At 66.9% G+C, this 17,186-nt stretch carries 15 protein-coding genes; 8 read left to right on the top strand and 7 right to left on the bottom strand.

Annotation, left to right across the window (positions count from 1 at the left end):
- Position 1: 1 nt before the first annotated feature.
- From ASE66_RS26525 to ASE66_RS26500, 6 genes are all read left to right on the top strand, one after another.
- Positions 2-547, top strand: coding sequence for a MarR family winged helix-turn-helix transcriptional regulator (locus ASE66_RS26525; RefSeq protein WP_057192709.1), 546 nt, complete (start codon positions 2-4; stop codon positions 545-547).
- Positions 544-1,377 carry an enoyl-CoA hydratase family protein gene (locus ASE66_RS26520; RefSeq protein WP_057192708.1) on the top strand — a complete coding sequence of 278 codons (834 nt, stop codon included), beginning with the start codon at positions 544-546 and terminating at the stop codon, positions 1,375-1,377. The genes ASE66_RS26525 and ASE66_RS26520 overlap by 4 nt, the downstream gene beginning before the upstream one ends.
- A 1-nt stretch (position 1,378) precedes the next feature.
- Positions 1,379-2,584, top strand: coding sequence for an acyl-CoA dehydrogenase family protein (locus ASE66_RS26515; protein WP_057192707.1), 1,206 nt, complete (start codon positions 1,379-1,381; stop codon positions 2,582-2,584).
- A 175-nt stretch (positions 2,585-2,759) separates the two neighbouring features.
- The gene (locus ASE66_RS26510; protein ID WP_244495071.1) at positions 2,760-4,385 is read left to right on the top strand and encodes a benzoate-CoA ligase family protein; all 1,626 of its coding nucleotides are present in this window, start codon (positions 2,760-2,762) and stop codon (positions 4,383-4,385) included.
- Positions 4,386-4,388: 3 nt separating this feature from the next.
- Complete coding sequence (locus tag ASE66_RS26505; protein WP_156412336.1) at positions 4,389-4,841, top strand: RidA family protein; 453 nt, start codon at positions 4,389-4,391, stop codon at positions 4,839-4,841.
- A gap of 107 nt (positions 4,842-4,948) precedes the next feature.
- The gene (locus tag ASE66_RS26500; RefSeq protein ID WP_057192705.1) at positions 4,949-5,599 is read left to right on the top strand and encodes an EF-hand domain-containing protein; all 651 of its coding nucleotides are present in this window, start codon (positions 4,949-4,951) and stop codon (positions 5,597-5,599) included.
- Positions 5,600-5,654: 55 nt separating this feature from the next.
- Here ASE66_RS26500 and cysN read toward each other — a convergent pair whose 3' ends face one another.
- The 3 genes from cysN to ASE66_RS26485 are packed head-to-tail and all read right to left on the bottom strand — an operon-like array spanning position 5,655 to position 8,940.
- Complete coding sequence (cysN, locus tag ASE66_RS26495) at positions 5,655-7,283, bottom strand: sulfate adenylyltransferase subunit CysN (RefSeq protein WP_057192704.1); 1,629 nt, start codon at positions 7,281-7,283, stop codon at positions 5,655-5,657.
- Complete coding sequence (gene cysD / locus ASE66_RS26490) at positions 7,283-8,251, bottom strand: sulfate adenylyltransferase subunit CysD (RefSeq protein ID WP_082613746.1); 969 nt, start codon at positions 8,249-8,251, stop codon at positions 7,283-7,285. Before cysD ends, cysN begins: the two co-directional genes overlap by 1 nt.
- Positions 8,182-8,940, bottom strand: a complete 759-nt coding sequence (locus tag ASE66_RS26485; RefSeq protein WP_082613745.1) for a phosphoadenylyl-sulfate reductase — start codon at positions 8,938-8,940, stop codon at positions 8,182-8,184. The genes cysD and ASE66_RS26485 overlap by 70 nt, the downstream gene beginning before the upstream one ends.
- A 318-nt stretch (positions 8,941-9,258) precedes the next feature.
- Here ASE66_RS26485 and ASE66_RS26480 point away from each other — a divergent pair, with 318 nt between their 5' ends.
- Together ASE66_RS26480 and ASE66_RS26475 are read left to right on the top strand one after the other, a co-directional pair.
- Positions 9,259-9,450: a hypothetical protein gene (locus ASE66_RS26480; RefSeq protein WP_057192702.1), complete on the top strand. Its 192-nt coding sequence runs from the start codon at positions 9,259-9,261 to the stop codon at positions 9,448-9,450.
- Positions 9,451-9,511: 61 nt separating this feature from the next.
- Positions 9,512-9,892 (top strand): nuclear transport factor 2 family protein, encoded by a 381-nt coding sequence (locus ASE66_RS26475; protein WP_244495070.1) that lies wholly within the window; start codon positions 9,512-9,514, stop codon positions 9,890-9,892.
- Between the two features lie 9 nt (positions 9,893-9,901).
- Here ASE66_RS26475 and ASE66_RS33760 read toward each other — a convergent pair whose 3' ends face one another.
- The 4 genes from ASE66_RS33760 to tssF form a co-directional block, all read right to left on the bottom strand.
- Positions 9,902-11,227 (bottom strand): M23 family metallopeptidase, encoded by a 1,326-nt coding sequence (locus ASE66_RS33760; protein ID WP_156412335.1) that lies wholly within the window; start codon positions 11,225-11,227, stop codon positions 9,902-9,904.
- Positions 11,228-11,424: 197 nt separating this feature from the next.
- The gene (gene tssH / locus ASE66_RS26465; RefSeq protein WP_057192699.1) at positions 11,425-14,124 is read right to left on the bottom strand and encodes a type VI secretion system ATPase TssH; all 2,700 of its coding nucleotides are present in this window, start codon (positions 14,122-14,124) and stop codon (positions 11,425-11,427) included.
- A 9-nt stretch (positions 14,125-14,133) separates the two neighbouring features.
- On the bottom strand, positions 14,134-15,222 hold the full coding sequence (tssG, locus tag ASE66_RS26460) for a type VI secretion system baseplate subunit TssG (RefSeq protein WP_320409790.1): 1,089 nt from the start codon (positions 15,220-15,222) through the stop codon (positions 14,134-14,136).
- Complete coding sequence (tssF, locus tag ASE66_RS26455) at positions 15,219-17,180, bottom strand: type VI secretion system baseplate subunit TssF (protein ID WP_057192698.1); 1,962 nt, start codon at positions 17,178-17,180, stop codon at positions 15,219-15,221. Before tssF ends, tssG begins: the two co-directional genes overlap by 4 nt.
- Positions 17,181-17,186 lie beyond the last annotated feature (6 nt).

Genomic DNA, 17,186 nt, shown 5'->3' with positions numbered 1-17,186 from the left:
CATGGAAATCCCGTCCAGCGCGCCCCCGCTCGACCGCGAGACCAAGGCGAGCGAACGCCCCGGCGACCACAAGGACGAGCTCCGGCTCTGGCTGCGGATGCTGACCTGCTCGACGCTGATCGAGAGCGAAATCCGCACCCGCCTGCGCGAGGAATTCAAGACGACGCTGCCGCGCTTCGACCTGATGGCACAGCTCGAGAAGTCGACCACCGGGATGACCGTCGGCGAGGTCTCGCAGCGTCTGATGGTCTCGAACGGCAACGTCACTGCCGTGGTCGCCGGCCTGCTCGCCGACGGGCTGGTCGACAAGCGCCCGGCGGCGCAGGACCGGCGCGTCCAGGTGCTGACGCTGACCGCACAGGGGCGGCGCGCCTTCAAGGCAATGGCCGAGCGCCATGAGGACTGGATCGCCGAGCTCTTTGCCGGCCTCGGGCCGGCCGAGATCGGCCAGCTCTTCCGGCTGCTCGGCGGGGTCAAGGCTTCGCTGCACCAGGCCATCAGAAACCGCCAGAACGGCACGCCGACCGCGGCGGGAGACACCAAATGACCAGCGCCAATCCCGTCACCCTGCCACTCTCCGGCTTCAAGCCGCAGCATTTTCAGCTCTCGGTCGTCGGCAAGGTCGCGACCGTGACGCTGAACCGGCCGGAGAAGAAAAACCCGCTGACCTTCGAAAGCTATCGCGAGCTGACCGACTTCTTCCTGGCGGCGCAGAAGGAAGAGGACGTCAAGGCGATCGTGGTGACCGGCGCCGGCGGCAATTTCTCCTCGGGCGGCGACGTCTTCGAGATCATCGGGCCGCTGGTCGCGATGGACACCAAGGACCTGCTCAGGTTCACCCGGATGACCGGCGAGCTGGTCAAGACCGTGCGTGCCTGCCCGCAGCCGGTCATCGCCGCGATCGACGGCATCTGCGCCGGCGCCGGTGCGATCGTCGCCATGGCCTCGGATCTCAGGTTCGGCACGGCCGAGACCAAGATCGCCTTCCTGTTCAACCGCGTCGGGCTCGCCGGCTGCGACATGGGCGCCTGCGCGATGCTGCCGCGGATCATCGGCCAGGGCCGCGCCGCCGAGCTGCTCTATACCGGCCGGGTGCTCAAGGGCGAGGAAGCCGAGCGCTGGGGCTTCCTCAACCGGCTGATCGCCCGCGAGAATGTGCTCGCCGAGGCGCAGGCACTCGCCGTCGAGCTGGCCGACGGCCCGACCTTCGCCAATGCCATGACCAAGCGCATGCTCGAAATGGAATGGGCGATGTCGGTCGAGTCCGCGATCGAGGCGGAGGCGGTGGCGCAGGCGCTGTGCATGCAGACCGAGGACTTTTCCCGCGCCTATCACGCCTTCGCCGAGAAGCGGAAACCGGTCTTCGAGGGCAACTGAGATGGTATCCCTTGGCGTCGGCATTCTTGGCGACACGCTCGACTGGCCCTTCTTCGAGGCGCGTCACCGCGATTTCGCGCAGCGGCTCTCCGCCTGGGCCGACGCCACCCTGCCCGGCCTGCCGCATGACGATGTCGACGAGGCCTGCCGCGCCCGGGTGAAGGCGCTGGGTGAAGCCGGATTCCTCAAGGCCGCCGTACCGGCCGAGTATGGCGGGCTGCATGCCGCGCTCGACGTGCGCACGCTCTGCCTCGCCCGCGAGATCCTGGCGGCCCGCGACGGGCTCGCCGATTTCGCCTTCGCCATGCAGGGACTGGGAACCGGTTCGATCACGGTGGCCGGCTCGCCTGAGATGAAGGCGCGCATCCTGCCGGCGGTGGCGCGCGGCGCAAGGATCGCGGCCTTCGCCCTCTCCGAGAAGGAGGCCGGCTCGGACGTCGCGGCGCTGGCGACGACCGCGACGCCGGACGGCAATACGCATGTCCGGATCGATGGCGAGAAGACCTGGATTTCCAATGGCGGCATTGCCGACCATTACGTCGTGTTCGCCCGTTCCGGCGAGGCGCCGGGCGCGCGTGGCCTCTCCGCCTATCTGGTCGAGGCCGATACCCCCGGCCTTTCCATCATCGAACGCATCGACGTAATCGCGCCGCATCCGCTGGCGACGCTGCGCTTCGACAATTGCCGCATCCCGGTGGAAAACCGCATCGGCGGGCCGGGCGACGGCTTCAAGGTGGCGATGGCGACGCTCGATATCTTCCGTTCGACCGTTGGCGCCGCCGCGCTCGGCTTCGCCCGCCGCGCGCTGCACGAGACCGTGTCGCATGCCAAGGGCCGCAAGCTCTTCGGCGGCACGCTCGGCGATCTCCAGCTCTCGCAGGCGGCGATCGCCGACAGTGCGGCCGAGGTCGATGCCGCCGCCCTCCTCGTCTACCGCGCCGCCTGGACCAAGGATCAGGGCGCGCCCCGCGTCACCCGCGAGGCGGCGCTGGCCAAGCTGGTCGCGACCGAGAACGCCCAGAAGGTGATCGACCGCGCCGTGCAGATCCATGGCGGACTCGGCGTCACCCGCGGGGTCAAGGTCGAGGAGCTCTACCGCGAGATCAGGGCGCTCAGGATCTACGAGGGCGCCAGCGAGGTGCAGAAGGTCGTGATAGCCCGCGACCTGCTGAAAAATATCGAGGGACTGAACAACGGCAAGACTTAGCTCCGGCCCTCATCCTGAGGAGCAGCTGAAAGCTGCGTCTCGAAGGATGCTCCAGGAGGCTCCGGAACCAGATGGAGCATCCTTCGAGACGCGAACCTTCGGTCCGCTCCTCAGGATGAGGGCTGTGGTCAAGACAGGACAAAGCCAGGGGAACGAGATGGATACCGCAGGGTTCATGCGGTCGGGACATGTGGATGGCTTCGCGCGGGACAACCTGCCGCCGCGCGAAAGCTGGCCGCGGCTCGACCTCGCCGCCGCCGGGCTGAGCTATCCGGAGCGGCTCAACGTCGTCACCGAGTTCGTCGACCGGCATGTCGCCGAGGGTCGTGGCGAGCGCGCTGCGGTGATCGGGCCGAGCGAGACCTGGAGCTATCAGGCGCTCGCCGAGACGGTGAATCGTATCGCCAATGTGCTCACACGCGACCTCGGCATGGTGCCCGGCAACCGCGTGCTGCTGCGGGCCGCCAACACGCCGATGATGGTCGCGACCTATTTCGCTGTGCTGAAGGCCGGCGGTATCGTGGTCGCGACCATGCCGATGCTGCGTGCCGGCGAGATCGCCTATCCGATCCGCAAGGCGAAGATCGCGCTGGCGCTCTGCGACGCGACGCTGGTCGGCGAACTCAAGGCTGCGCAACAGCTTGCACCGGAACTCTCGACCATCGTCACATGGGGGGACGGTGCCCTCGAAGCCTTGATGAGACAAGCCGGCTACGAAGTCTTCGAGCCGGCTGACACGGCGCAAGACGATGTCTGCCTGATCGCCTTCACCTCGGGCACCACAGGCGAGCCCAAGGGCACGATGCATTTCCAGCGCGACCTGCTGGCGATCTGCGATGCCTATGGCGCACGCGTGCTGAAGGCCTTGCCGGACGACCGCTTCATCGGCTCGCCGCCGCTCGCCTTCACCTTCGGGCTCGGCGGCATCGTGCTCTTCCCCTTGCGGATCGGCGCCGCCTGCATCCTGCCGGCCAAGGTCGCGCCGCCCGACCTCGCCGAGGCGATCGAGCGCTATCGTGCCACTGTCTGCTTCACCGCGCCGACCGCCTATCGCGCCATGCTGGGCAAGCTTGGCGAGCGCGACCTCTCCTCGCTGCGCATCTGTGTTTCCGCCGGCGAGGCGCTGCCGAAGGCGACCTTCGACGCCTGGCAGGAAGCGACCGGGCTGTCGCTGATGGACGGCATCGGCGCGACCGAGATGCTGCACATCTTCATCGGCGCGCCGCACGAGACAATCCGGTCCGGAGCGACCGGCCTGCCGGTGCCCGGCTACGAGGCCAAGATCATCGACGAGGACGGCAAGGAGGTGCCTGACGGCACGCCCGGCCGCCTTGCGGTACGTGGGCCCACAGGCTGCCGCTATCTCGCCGATCCGCGCCAGGCCAAATACATCCTCGATGGCTGGAACGTCACCGGCGACACCTATCTGCGCGATAGCGACGGCTATTTCTGGTATCAGGCCCGCTCCGACGACATGATCATTTCGGCCGGCTACAATATCGCCGGCCCGGAGGTCGAGGCCTGCCTGCTGACGCATGAGGCGGTGGCCGAATGCGGCGTCGTCGGCGCCCCCTGCCCCGAGCGCGGCCAGATCGTGAAGGCCTATGTGCTGCTGCGCGAGGGTTTCAGCGGCGATGCCGCTCTCGCCAAAGCGCTGCAAGACCACGTCAAGGCGACGATCGCGCCCTACAAATACCCGCGCGCCATCGCCTTCGTGACAACCCTGCCGAAGACCTCTACCGGGAAGCTGCAACGCTTCGCCCTGCGCGAGCTCGCGCGTCAGGAAGCCTCGGCGTCCTGACCAATGTTCGAGAAAGACCACGCCATGACCAGCGGCCCGCTGCCCTCCGATACCGCCTCGCGCCGCGCCCGCGCCGTCCTGCCCGAGGGTTGGCCGCTGCCGCGCGGCTATGCCAACGGCATGGTCGCCGAAGGCAGGGTGCTGATGACCGGCGGGCTCGTCGGCTGGGACGCCCAGGGCGTCTTCGCCAAGGGCTTCATCGCACAGGTCGGCCAGACGCTCGCCAACATCAAGGCGGTGGTCGAGGCCGGCGGCGGTCATGTCGAGGATATCGTGCGGTTGACCTGGTATGTCACCGACATCGAGGCCTATCGCACTGGCCTGGCCGAGCTTGGCCCCGCCTATCGCGCCAATTTCGGCCGGCATTTTCCGGCCATGGCGGTGGTTGCCGTCGCGGCCTTGGTCGAGCCCGAGGCGATGGTCGAGATCGAGGCGACGGCGGTGCTGGCGGGCTGAACCTTCGGCTCAGTAAGGTTTCCGGACCGCTAGGAATTTACCAATAATTATCCACGATACTCGACCGCGCCGCCCATACCCGGGCGGCGCGTAAACAGGAGTATCGCATGACAAGCATCAGCGGCGTTGGGGGCTTGCGCCCGCCACCGCCGGGAAAACCACCGAGCTTCGACAAGCTCGACGGCAACGACGACGTGCTCAACCTCGCTGAATTCGCCGCCGGCGCGCCGAAAGGCGCCGACAGCAAGAAGACCGAGAAACTGTTCAAGGCGATGGACGCCGACCAGGATGGTTCGGTCAGCAAGGCGGAATCGGACGCCTTCAAGGCGAAGTTCGAGAAGGCCGACCAGCAGATGCAGGCCCTCCTGCTGATGCTCCAGTCGGATACGGCCAGCGCCATGACGGCGAAGAAGGCCGACGCCAAGGACGGCGACGAAAAGAACTACTTCGCCAAGCTCGACGCCAATTCCGACGGGAGCGTCGCCAAGGACGAATTCCTGAAGGTGGTCGCACCTGATGGCGACAGCTCGAACGGCCTGCTCAACCGTCTCTTCGCCGCGATGGATGCGGACAAGGATGGCAAGATCTCCAAGGAAGAGATGGCCGATTTCAAGAAGCAGATGGAAGAGCGCGCCTCGCACCGGCCGCCTCCGCCACCACCGCCGTCGGACATCAGCGGCGCGTCCGAAGCCTATGGCCAGACCTACCAGCTCGGAGCACGAACTCCCGCTGGCGCGACCTATTCCCAGGCGGCTTAAGTCACCGCTTGCGCAACGCCGGGCCGGCAGAAGGCCGTCCGGCACTCTTCCAATGTCAGATGCCCGCCCCGTCATAGAGTGCAGGCGGCGTCCGCTTCGCCCACACTCTCGCATGCAGGCGCTTCAGCAGCGGCCGTAGCACGAGATCACCGAGCCCCAGCGCAGCCGCGAGACTCCACTGACCCGTCGGCAGCGCCACGGCAGCAAAGACGAGCAATCCGCTTGCGAGACGCCAGCTCGCCGCCTCGAACCAGACGCGCCGCTCCTGTGCCCCACGCCAGCCGACGAGCCGCAGCGCCACCGCCCGGGCCATACCGACCTGCATTGTCGAACGACCGTTAGGCTTGTTCGGGCGCGTCTCGACAAAGCCGAAGGCGACCGTCTGGTTGCTCAGCCTGTCGATCAGGATGAAGCCGCCAAGTTCGCGGCTGCCGGTATAGTCGAGCACGGCAAGCGCGCGGTCGAGCGTCAGTGTCGCCAGCCCGATGCCGTTCATCGCCAGGCTCTCGGCCGGCGCCTCGGCATAGCTCTCGATATCGACGCTGTGATGCAGCCGGACGATCTGGGCGTTGGCGCTCGCCGTGGCGAGCTTGAGGATGAACTCGCCGCCTTCGCGCAGCGCCGCCTCGCCGGTCCAGAGCAGGCGCGCCTGCAATTCCTGCTTCACCACGGGGGCATGTGCCAGCGAGGCGATGACGTCGCCGCGCGAGATGTCGATCTCGTCCGCGAGTGTCACCGTCACCGATTGCCCCGCGCTCGCCTGCGAGACTTCGCCTGAAGGCGCGAGGATGCGCGCGATCGTGCTGCGGCGGCCCGACGGCAGTGCCGCGACGGCATCGCCGACGCGCAGGCGTCCGCGCGCGACCGTGCCGGCAAAGCCGCGGAAGTCGAGATCGGGCCGATTGACCCACTGCACCGGGAGCGCGAAGCCGGCCTCGACCTGCGCCTCCGCGACGACGACGACGGATTCGAGCAGTGGCAACAGTGCCGGGCCACGATACCAGGGCATCAGCCCGGAGAGGCTGGTGACGTTCTCGCCGTCGCGGGCCGAGACCGGGACGAAGTCGATGCTGGCGAAGCCGAGGCCCGCGACCGCCTTGCGATAGTCCTGCTCGATTTGCTTGAAGACCGCCTCGTCATAGCCGACCAGATCCATCTTGTTGACGGCGACGACGACATGGCGGACGCCGACCAGCGAGACGATGAAGGAATGCCGGCGCGTCTGTGGCAGAAGACCTTTTCGGGCATCGATCAGGATGATGGCGAGGTCGGCGGTCGAGGCGCCGGTCGCCATGTTGCGGGTGTACTGCTCATGGCCGGGCGTGTCGGCGACGATGAAGCTGCGCTGATCGGTCGAGAAATAGCGATAGGCGACATCGATGGTGATGCCCTGCTCGCGTTCGGCCGACAAACCGTCGACCAGCAAAGCGAAGTCGGGTGCCGCACCCTGCGTGCCGAATTTGCGGGAATCGCTGTCGAGCGCCGTGAGTTGATCATCGAAGACCGCGCCGGCCTCGTAGAGGATACGGCCGATCAGCGTCGACTTGCCGTCGTCGACCGAGCCGCAGGTGATGAAGCGCAGCAAAGCGCGAGCGCTGCCCTCGGTATTCTGGCCCTGGTCGTTGGCGGGATGCGGCTGGCCGGCCGGAGCGGGCTGGCCCTTCAACTTCGCGAGCGCCGCCATCAGAAATAGCCTTCCTGCTTCTTCTGTTCCATCGAGCCGTAGCCGTCATGGTCGATGACGCGGCCCTCGCGTTCGGAGGAGCGTGACGCTCTCATCTCGGCGATGATGTCGGTGAGGTTCGCCGCCTCGCTCTCGACCGCCCCGGTCAGCGGGTAGCAGCCGAGCGTGCGGAAGCGGACCATGCGAGTTTCGACGATCTCGTCCGGCAGGAGATCCATGCGCTCGTCGTCCCGCATGATCCAGGCGCCGTTGCGACGCACGACCGGGCGCGGAGCGGCAAAATAGAGCGGCACGACCGGGATGTTCTCGAGCGCGATGTAGTCCCAGACGTCCTTCTCGGTCCAATTGGAGAGCGGGAAGACACGAAAGCTCTCGCCCGGCGCCTTGCGCGTGTTGAACAGCCGCCAGGGCTCCGGCCGTTGGTTCTTCGGGTCCCAGCGATGCTGGGCCGAGCGCAGCGAGAACACCCGCTCCTTGGCCCGGCTCTTCTCCTCGTCGCGGCGGGCACCGCCGAAGGCCGCGTCGAAGCCATATTTGTCGAGTGCCTGCTTCAGCCCTTGCGTCTTCATCACGTCGGTGTGCAGGCGCGAGCCGGAGGCGAACGGGTTGACGCCGGCGCGCACGCCCTCCTGGTTGATGTGCACGATCAGGTCGAGCCCAAGCCGGCTGGCGGTCTGGTCGCGGAAGGCGATCATGTCCCTGAACTTCCAGGTCGTATCGACATGGAGCAGCGGGAATGGCGGCTTGCCGGGATAGAAGGCCTTCATGACGAGGTGCAGAAGCACCGCCGAGTCCTTGCCGATCGAATAGAGCAACACCGGTTTCTCGCAGGTCGCGACGACCTCGCGGATGATGAAGATCGCTTCTGCTTCGAGCTTCTGCAGATGACTGAGCTGGATCACGCCAAAACCTCCGCGGCCGGCTTGGACCGCACCAGTCGGCCGTCCGGGCCGACATGCAGGCCGCATTCCTTGGCGGCCTCCTCTTCCCACCACCAGCGCCCGGCCCGCTCCGGCTCGCCCGGCTGGATGGCGCGGGTGCAGGGCTGGCAGCCGATCGAGAGGAAACCCCGCTCGTGCAACGGGTTGAGCGGGACATCGTGCTTGCGGGCGAAGGCCAGAGCCTCGTCGCGCGACCAGTCGAGCAGAGGATTGAACTTGATCAGGCCGCGCTCCCGATCGACCTCGGCAAGAGCGACGCCGCCACGGGCGGCTGACTGATCAGCGCGCAGGCCGGTGATCCAGGCGGCTGCGCCTGCGAGTGCCCGGCCGAGCGGCTCGACCTTGCGGACATTGCAGCAGGCTTTGCGGGCCTCGATCGAATTATAGAAGCCGTTGATGCCGTGGCCGAGCACGAAGGCCTCGACGGCATCGTGCCGGGGATAGAACGGCGTGATCGTGATGCCGTAGCGCGCCTCGGTTTCCGCCCAGAGCGCATGGACTTCCCCGAAGAGCCTGCCGGTATCGAGCGTCACGATCTCGATCGGCAAATCTTGCGTCGCGATCAGATGGGTGACGACCTGATCCTCGAGGCCGAAGCTGGTGGTGAAGACGAGACGGCCAACGACCTGACGCACCATCCCTGAGAGACGTGCCGCTGCATCCGACTTTCCGAACGCAGCATTGAGGTTTTCGGCCTGGTCCTGCAACTGGAACATGTGCTTGCTCTAGGCAGGCGAGACCGACGCGGACAGCTCGATGCCGCCCTCGCCCGCCGCCACCTGCCGTTATCGTCGGTCAGTGGGGTGTTCTGTAAATCGAACAATCCACATATAACCTGAATGCCATCCAATCAATTTACATCAGGTAGCGTGAAATTTCTTATTTCGAAGAAGATGGAGAAGATCCTTCCCGTGCCGCCTGTCTCGCACCACTGAGAGCCGAGCATTAGGCCCTTTGCCGTAGGAACTTTCGCTCTGCCGCCTGCGTTGAGCGGGACATGCAGGCTGGGCCCTGCGATGCAACAGGGGACTATCATGGCGAATTCCGCGAACCAGGCGGTCGAGAGCTTGCGCAAGGAGCAGCGCAAGCAGCGCGAGGATGAGAAGAAGGCCGGCAGCAAGGGCGACAAGCAGCTCGACAAGGCGCTGAAGGACACCTTTCCGGCGAGCGATCCGATCGCGCCTCAAAGCCCGACCAAACCCGGTGCGCCCAAGCGTCGGGCCTGATGCTGACACGCGCCGTTGCGGATGCAGCTACGCTTCTCCATCTCGACCCGACGAGATGGAGATGACTATGCCTGAGCGCGCCAGAGCTGATGCCTTCGTCGCCGCAGTGGTCGGCGGCGACCATGTCGGCGCCATCCGCGACTTCTACACCGACGATGCGACCATGCAGGAGAACGCCAATGAGCCACGTCGTGGCCGCGAGGTGCTGATGGCGCATGAGGCGCGCGCCCTGGCGCGGCTGGAAAAGATGCACACGCACCCGCCGGTAGCCGTGCTGGTCGACGGCGATCATGTTGTTGTTCGCTGGATTTTCGACGCGACCGACAAGGCGGGCGTCACGCGCCGTCTCGAAGAGCTCGCCTTCCAGCGCTGGCAGGGCGACCGCATCGTCGAGGAGCGCTTCTTCTACGATACCGGAAGCGCCTGGCAGGTCGTCAGCTAGGCTTGCGGATCAACGCAGGCCGCTCGGGCCGACCGCGAGCTTGTCGCCGAGCTGGATGAATTTCAGCGGGTTGCGCGCCTCGTCCGCGAGCCGCGTTTCATAGTGCAGATGCGGGCCGGTCGAGCGACCGGTCGAGCCGACACGGCCGATGATCTGCCCGGCCGCAACGAGCTGGCCTTCCTTGACGTCGAAGGCCGAGAGGTGGCCATAGCGCGTGGTGATGCCATTGCCGTGGTCGAGCTCGACCAGATTGCCGTAACCACCGGCGACCTCGGCACGCAGCACCTTTCCCGCTCCGGGGGCGCGGACCGGCGTGCCGGTCTCGCCGCGGAAATCCATGCCGGCATGCATCGCCGTGCCGCCGGTGAACGGATCGGAGCGCGGGCCGAAATTGCTGGTCGTGCTGTCGTCACCTTCGAGCGGGCGTTGGAACGGCACGATTGCCGCAAGATCGCGCCAGCGACCGAACACGGAGCGCGCCTCGCCCAGTTGCATCAGCGCGTGCTCGAAGGTGCCGGGCTTCAGCGTCACCGTCATCGGTATCAGCGGCCCGCCCATGCCGGGGCGGCCCGGCGGCAGCTTGACCTTGGCGGGGTCGAGCCCGACTTCGGCCAGCGCCGCCCTCACCTCCTGCACGCGCCCGACGAGCTGGCGGCCGAGCGCCGAGAGCTGCTGGTTCTGGCCGTTCTGCACCCGGTCGAGTGATTGGCCGAGGATTCCGATGCGCTGGTCGAGCGACATGGTCTCGCCCGCCTTGACCGCCGCTGCGACCTGGCGGCGTTGCTGTGCCAGCACGGCCGGATTGACGCGGTCGAGCACGTTCTGGCCGTCGGCGAACTGGTTGCCGCCCGGCGCCTGCGCGCCGCCCTGGGGCAGGATCGGCCCGACTGCCTGGCCGGAGAGTGCGCCGAGCAGGGCCTGGCGCGCCTCGAGTTCGATCTGGCGGGTGATCAGATCGGCGAGCTGATCGCCAGCCTTGCCGGTTCCGGCGGGCTGCCCTGGCTGCGCGGGCAGGCCGGGCGAATTGCCGGAGGCGACGATGGCGCTGACGAGGCGGCGCTGCAGTGCCTTGAGCTTCTCGTCATAGCTGCTCTGCAGGATCGCCTGCTCCTGCTGCAGGGCGGCGACACGGCCCTTCTCCTCGTAAAGCAGATAGCCGGTGACGGCAGCGCCGACGATCGCCAGCACCGCCAGCGTCCAGGGCAACAACCCACCACGCCCGCCGCCGGAGCGCCCACCACCGCTGCGTGGACGCAGCTTCGTTCCCCCCTCCGGCTGGAGGGAGGTCGTGCTGGCGGCCTCGTCGGGCCGTCGCTTCAGGCGAACCGGTTGCACGTGTCTGTTTCCGCTTCGATCCCGCCGCGCAAGTATACCTCAGACAGCGCCTGCCAGCGATACTTGTCTCTCTGCCGGCCTCCTCCGCGATTGCGAGCAGCGAAGCGACGAAGCAATCCAGAGGCCGTCGAGCGAACCCTCCTGGATTGCATCGCTTACGCTCGCAATGACGGACGTGCCGATCAGCCGGCCCCGCCTCAATTGCAGGCGTAGTGGAAGGCGCCATCCTCGACCGTGACCTTCGCCTCGGCCAGCGGCTTCTTCTCCAATTGCAGGTTGAGGATGCTGCGGGACAGCGCCGGCAGCATCGAGTTGGTGATGATGTTGTCGATCATGCGGCCACCCGAATCCGGGTCGTTGCACTGGGCGACGATATGCTCGACCACGGCATCGTCATAGACGAAGGCAGCGTTGTGGTTGTCGCGCAGGCGCTTGCCGATGCGCCCGAGCTGCAGGCGCACGATGCCGCCGAGCATCTCGCCGGAGAGCGGGTAATACGGAATGGTCACCAGGCGGCCGATCAGTGCCGGCGGGAAGACCTTGAGCAGCGCCGGTCTGAGCGCGACCGCCAGTTCCTCGACATCGGGACGGCTGTTTTCGTCGCCCGCCATCCGCATGATCTCGTCGGTGCCGACATTCGAGGTCAGGATGATCAGCGTGTTCTTGAAGTCGATGCGCCGGCCGGTGCCATCCTCCATCTGGCCCTTGTCGAAGACCTGGAAGAATAGCTCATGCACGTCCGGGTGGGCCTTCTCGACCTCGTCGAGCAGGACCACCGAATAAGGCTTGCGCCTGACGGCCTCGGTCAGCCTGCCGCCCTCGCCATAGCCGACATAGCCGGGAGGTGCGCCCTTCAGAGTCGAGACGGTGTGCGCCTCCTGGAATTCGCTCATGTTGATGGTGATGACGTTCTGCTCGCCGCCATAGAGCGATTCCGCCAGCGCCAGCGCCGTCTCGGTCTTGCCGACCCCGGACGGGCCGCAAAGCATGAAGACGCCGATCGGCTTGTTCGGGTTGTCGAGCTTGGCACGGTTGGTCTCGATGCGCTTGGCGATCATGCCGATGCCGTGGCCCTGCCCGACGACGCGCTTGTTCAGCGTCGCGGCAAGGTTGAGCACGGTCTCGATCTCGTCCTTGACCATGCGACCGACCGGGATGCCGGTCCAATCCGAGACCACTGAGGCGACCGACTGCTCGTCGACATGGGCGTAGATCATCCGGTTGGCCGGATCGATCGCACCGAGCGTGGTGAACTTGTCCTTGAGGCTGGCGCGCGTCGCTTCCGGATCGACCGGCGCTTCGGCCGGAGCGGCCTCGGCAGGTGTTTCACCATCGGCCGCGGGCGCTTCTCCAGCCGGCTTCTCGCCAAGCTTGCCGCGCAGCAGCGTGATCTCCTCGACGAGAGCGAGCTCGGACGCCCAGTCGGCTTCCAGTGCCGCGAGCTTCGTCGTGAGCTCGGCGTTCTCCTCCTCGATCTTGCCGAGGCGTTCATCGGTGGCGTCGCCGAGATCCTTGTCGGCGATCAGGGCCAGCTTCTCCTTCTCCAGCGCCGAGATCGCGACCCGGGCATCCTCGATCGCGGCCGGCGTCGCGGTCTGGCTGATCGCGACGCGGGCGCAGGCGGTGTCGAGCAGGCTCACCGCCTTGTCCGGCAATTGCCGGGCCGGGATGTAACGCGAGGAAAGCTGGACGGCAGCGACGATGGCCGCGTCCGAGATGCGGACCTTGTGGTGCTTCTCCATCGGCCCGATCAGCCCCCGCAGCATGGTGCAGCAGCGCAGGACGTCCGGCTCGTCGACCTGCACCGGCTGGAAGCGCCGGGTCAGCGCCGGGTCCTTCTCGAAATACTGGCGGTACTCCGACCAGGTCGTCGCCGCGACAGTGCGCAGCGTGCCGCGGGCCAGCGCCGGCTTGAGCAGATTGGCGGCGTCGCCCGTGCCGGCAGGGCCACCGGCGCCGATCAGGGTATGCGCCTCGTCGATGAACAGGATCACCGGCGTCGGCGAGGACTGGACCTCGTCGATCACCGAACGCAGGCGCTGCTCGAACTCGCCCTTCATCGAGGCGCCGGCCTGCATCAGGCCGATATCGAGCGCGCAGACCTTGACCCCGCGCAGCGGCGGCGGCACGTCGCCGGCGACGATGCGCTGGGCGAAGCCCTCGGCGATGGCGGTCTTGCCGACGCCGGCCTCACCGGTGAGGATCGGATTGTTCTGGCGGCGACGCATCAGCACGTCGATGACCTGGCGGATCTCGTCGTCGCGGCCGAGGATCGGATCCATCGTGCCGGATCGGGCCTTCTCGGTCAGATCCTGCGAGAAGCGGTCGAGCGCGGTGGTGCCCTTGGCGCCTTCGGCCTGTTCGGCCCCGGGCGTGCCGGCAGCACGGAGACCCGAGCCGTCCATCGGCCGCAGGTTCTCTTCCTCCGAGTCCTTCCAGATCTTGGCATGGCCGGCGGCGACTTCCTCGACCGGGATCTTGCCGAACTCCTTGGAGATCGCCGTCAGCGCCCGCTTGAGCTCGAGCGATTTCAGCGCTGCGACCAGGACATGGCCAGTCCTGATCTGGGTCTCGCCGAAGAACAGCGTGGCGTAGTGCCAGCCGCGATCGAGCACATCGACGACGTTGTTGGCGACGCCGGGCATCTCGGTTTCGTTCTTGCGGAAGCCCTCGATGACGCCGCCGATATCGGTCGCGAGCCGGGCCATGTCGAGGCCGTAATGCTGGGCAGTCAGCCCGATATCGGTCGAGCGCCGCTGCAGGATCTGGGCGAGCCAGTGCGCCAGCTCGACATTGCGGTTGCCCGCCCCCTTGGCTTGGCGCAGCGCCTGGATGAAGGCTTCATAGCCGACGCGGTTGAGTTTGCCGGTGACGGCTTCGAGACTGATATCGGCCATGACTGCCCCCTATCGTTTCGTCTGTTGTTGCTGGCTGCGCTTCAGCCGCATGCGTTCGGCGGGGTGGAAACGGGCGTCGCGGCGCAGACTGCCGTCCGGCACGTTCCAGTTCGGCGAGACCCAGCTCGACCAGCCGAGCGCGCCGAAGCGGCCGAGCTGCATTGGCCTGACCTTGCCGACCGGCAAAGCGAGCTCGACATCCCATTCGAACTGCTCGCCGAGATAGAAGAACACCGCATCCGCCAGTGGTTCGCAACGATCGCCATTCGGCAGGAAGCGGTTGAACTGCTCGAGATCGCGCGCCACGAGCTTGACCCGGAACTTGTCCTCGACGCTGTAGACGCTGGCGCCGAGCAGGACATTGCTGCCGAGAGCGCATTGGCCACGGCCGAGCTTGGTCCGGTCTTCCGGATCGAAGACCAGCCGCATGCCGACGAACTGCTCGACCTCGACCTCGATGTCGAAGAGCCCGGCGAGCAGGCTGCGCAGGCGCGAAGCCGACTTGGCCTGCGCGCCGGCGAGCCCGGCATGGGCCAGCTTTTCCGGGTCGGGGACGCTGTCGCGGTTCTGATAGGGCTGCGAACCCAGGCCGACCATGCTGCCGACATAGGCGATGAAGCGGTCCTTGTCGGGCCGGTCGTGCTGCGCCACTGGCCGCGAATCCGCCCAGGCCCGGTAGAACAGCTGCAGGAAGCGGTTGTTGAAGATGTCGAGGAAGCGCGGGAAGGCGTCGTCGCGGACGAGGTGCCAGTGATAGCTCTCCTCGGTGGTCGCCAGCGGCAGCGCACCCTGCGGCCCGAGCAGCCCAAGAAACTTGACGAAGAGCCGCAACCGCCCCTGCAGGTCGCGATCGGCCTCGGCGAAAGTCGAGGCCGGGAAATCCATATAGGGCTGCTCGCCGAGCGCGATGTATTCATCGCGCCTGGCGGCGCCATCGCCGATGCGCTCGCGCTCGGGAAAGCTGCGTTCGATCCGGCGCAGCACCGCGTAGAAGTCGTGCCGCCAGGGCTCGGCCCGCAGCCCTTCGACGAAGGGCGGCTCGACCCGAAGCTCGTCGAGCACAGCCGGCGGCGGCAGGGATGGCGCGCTCTTGTTCACAGGATGCGCCTCGTGCCGGCGCGCGGCGGAAAGCGCATGACTTCGCCGCGTTCGACTGTGCGGATCACCGTCTGGGTGAAATGGTTCATCGCGGCATATTCGGCGAAGAAGCGGTCGAGGATCGCCCCCAGCAGGAAGACGCCGCTGCCCTCGAACGCCTTCTCGTCGAGCAGGACGGTGATCTCGAGCCCGCGGGCGGCTCCCGTTCCGGCGCGCTGCGGGAAACGCCGGATCACCGGGCGGCTGTCGACGCTCTTGATCCCCCGGATGCGCCGTTCCGTGGCACTGTCGGCGAGGTCGGCGAAGAGCGAAAGCATCTCGCGTAGCGCCTCGGCGTTCTCGCCGGCTCCGCGCTGGACCAGGCCGAGATGGTTGAGGCTGAGCATGTTGATCAGCCGCCAGGTCACGACGCCGGTGCTCGCCGTCTCGGAGCGGAGCCTGAGCTGCGAGACGATCGGCTCGCGCGGCGGCGTCGGCCCGGCGAGGCAGGTCACATCGAGCACGACATTGTCGATCAGGCGGAAATCGGCCCCGCCTGTGCCGGTCGGCAAATGCTCGGTGAGATGGCGATTGGAGCAGAGGGCGCGAACGCTCAGCTCAGCCACGGACGCGGCATCGGAAACCGTCGCCGGCTCATAGAGCGAGATGAACATCTCGGTGCCGGTATAGTCGGAGGCCTGCCCCTCGCGCCGTTCGGCAACCGAGCGCCGGCGCGGCAATCGCCGCTGCGTATAGAGCAGGCCATGCGTCGGCGAGGCGCCCTCGGGCGAGGAATAGAGCGGATGGACCGGCTGCTTGTCGCGGCCGCCGGTATAGTGCGCGTAGACATCGAGGATCGAGTGCGGCTCATAGTCGAGCATACGGCTGCGGTCGGGCACGACATGATATTCGTGCTCGTTACGGCGCACCGGGATGCGATCGGTGGTCTTCTCGAACAGGTTCACCGCCGGAGCGGCATAGAGCGCGAACATCTCGCGCTGCACCGCCGCCGGCAGGCGCGCATTGACCTCGTCGAAGACGAAGATCACGTCGACCGTCTTGGCATTGAGCCGGGACATCACCTTGTCCAGCCCGGCCAGCTTGAAGCCGAGGAATTTGCGCGGGAACCAGAACTGCTCCCGCAACAGGTCGAAGCCGCGGAAGATCCGGGTATCGGCCGGCAGCAACGCCTCGTCCTCGCCGAAGCCGATCTGCTCCAGCGCGCATCCGGACCCCGACAGGACCACCGGATCGCCGAATTCATCGAGATAGCGGAAGTAGATGCCGAGACAGTCACCGAAGATCTGCTCGTAGAGCGCGATCGCATCGGCCTCCGTGCCAAGCAGATGCACCGTGAGCTCACGGGTCTTGCAGCCGGCAAACCAGCTGGTCGGCAGCTTGCTCGCCTGCTCCGGCGACGGCTCCTCCGCCGGGTCGCTGGCAATGCGATGGGTCAGCGAGAGGCGCAGTCCCGACAGCACCCGCCCGTCGGCCGGGAGCCCGAGCGCCTGCAGCCGGCCGGGCGCGGCGATGTACTCGGCAGACGCGACGTCGAACGGCCAGAGCGTCACGGGCGAGCCCATCCGGTAGCGGCAGGCGACGCGCCGGTCACGCTCGACGTAAGTGGCATCGAGATAGGAGCCGCGCGGCACCTCGACGCCCTCGCGCAAGGCTGGATCGCCATAGGTGGGCGCGATCCCGGCGAGCAGCGCCGACGGCGTCGGCGCCAGGTAGTTCGGGATGAGCTGCTCGAGCAGGTTGTTGGTGAATTCCGGGAACTCGTGCTTGAGCTTGAGCTGGACCCGCGCGGCGAGGAAAGCCGCACCCTCGAGCAGGCCGCCGACCATCGGGTCCATGCGCTCGCCGACCAGCCCGCCGAGCCGTTCGGCGATGCCGGGATACTCCTCGGCGAACTCCTTCGTATGCTCGGTGAAGAGCCGGAGTTCGCGATTGTAGAAGTCGAGGAATTCCTGGTTCATGTGGCG

Origin of the sequence: Allobosea sp. Root483D1, from assembly GCF_001429505.1 — a bacterium.
Lineage (GTDB): Bacteria > Pseudomonadota > Alphaproteobacteria > Rhizobiales > Beijerinckiaceae > Allobosea.
This window is presented reverse-complemented; position numbering and strand designations above follow the sequence as displayed.

Excerpts from the sequence above, each read along its gene's own strand:
- ASE66_RS26515 (WP_057192707.1), top strand. The coding sequence starts at position 1,379 with ATGGTATCCCTTGGCGTCGGCATTCTTGGCGACACGCTCGACTGGCCC.
- ASE66_RS26475 (WP_244495070.1), top strand. The coding sequence starts at position 9,512 with ATGACTATGCCTGAGCGCGCCAGAGCTGATGCCTTCGTCGCCGCAGTG.
- tssF (WP_057192698.1), bottom strand. The coding sequence starts at position 17,180 with ATGAACCAGGAATTCCTCGACTTCTACAATCGCGAACTCCGGCTCTTC.
- ASE66_RS26500 (WP_057192705.1), top strand. The coding sequence starts at position 4,949 with ATGACAAGCATCAGCGGCGTTGGGGGCTTGCGCCCGCCACCGCCGGGA.
- ASE66_RS26480 (WP_057192702.1), top strand. The coding sequence starts at position 9,259 with ATGGCGAATTCCGCGAACCAGGCGGTCGAGAGCTTGCGCAAGGAGCAG.
- ASE66_RS26510 (WP_244495071.1), top strand. The coding sequence starts at position 2,760 with ATGCGGTCGGGACATGTGGATGGCTTCGCGCGGGACAACCTGCCGCCG.
- ASE66_RS26520 (WP_057192708.1), top strand. The coding sequence starts at position 544 with ATGACCAGCGCCAATCCCGTCACCCTGCCACTCTCCGGCTTCAAGCCG.
- ASE66_RS26505 (WP_156412336.1), top strand. The coding sequence starts at position 4,389 with ATGTTCGAGAAAGACCACGCCATGACCAGCGGCCCGCTGCCCTCCGAT.
- tssH (WP_057192699.1), bottom strand. The coding sequence starts at position 14,124 with ATGGCCGATATCAGTCTCGAAGCCGTCACCGGCAAACTCAACCGCGTC.
- cysD (WP_082613746.1), bottom strand. The coding sequence starts at position 8,251 with ATGCGGCCTGCATGTCGGCCCGGACGGCCGACTGGTGCGGTCCAAGCC.
- ASE66_RS26525 (WP_057192709.1), top strand. The coding sequence starts at position 2 with ATGGAAATCCCGTCCAGCGCGCCCCCGCTCGACCGCGAGACCAAGGCG.
- cysN (WP_057192704.1), bottom strand. The coding sequence starts at position 7,283 with ATGGCGGCGCTCGCGAAGTTGAAGGGCCAGCCCGCTCCGGCCGGCCAG.
- ASE66_RS26485 (WP_082613745.1), bottom strand. The coding sequence starts at position 8,940 with ATGTTCCAGTTGCAGGACCAGGCCGAAAACCTCAATGCTGCGTTCGGA.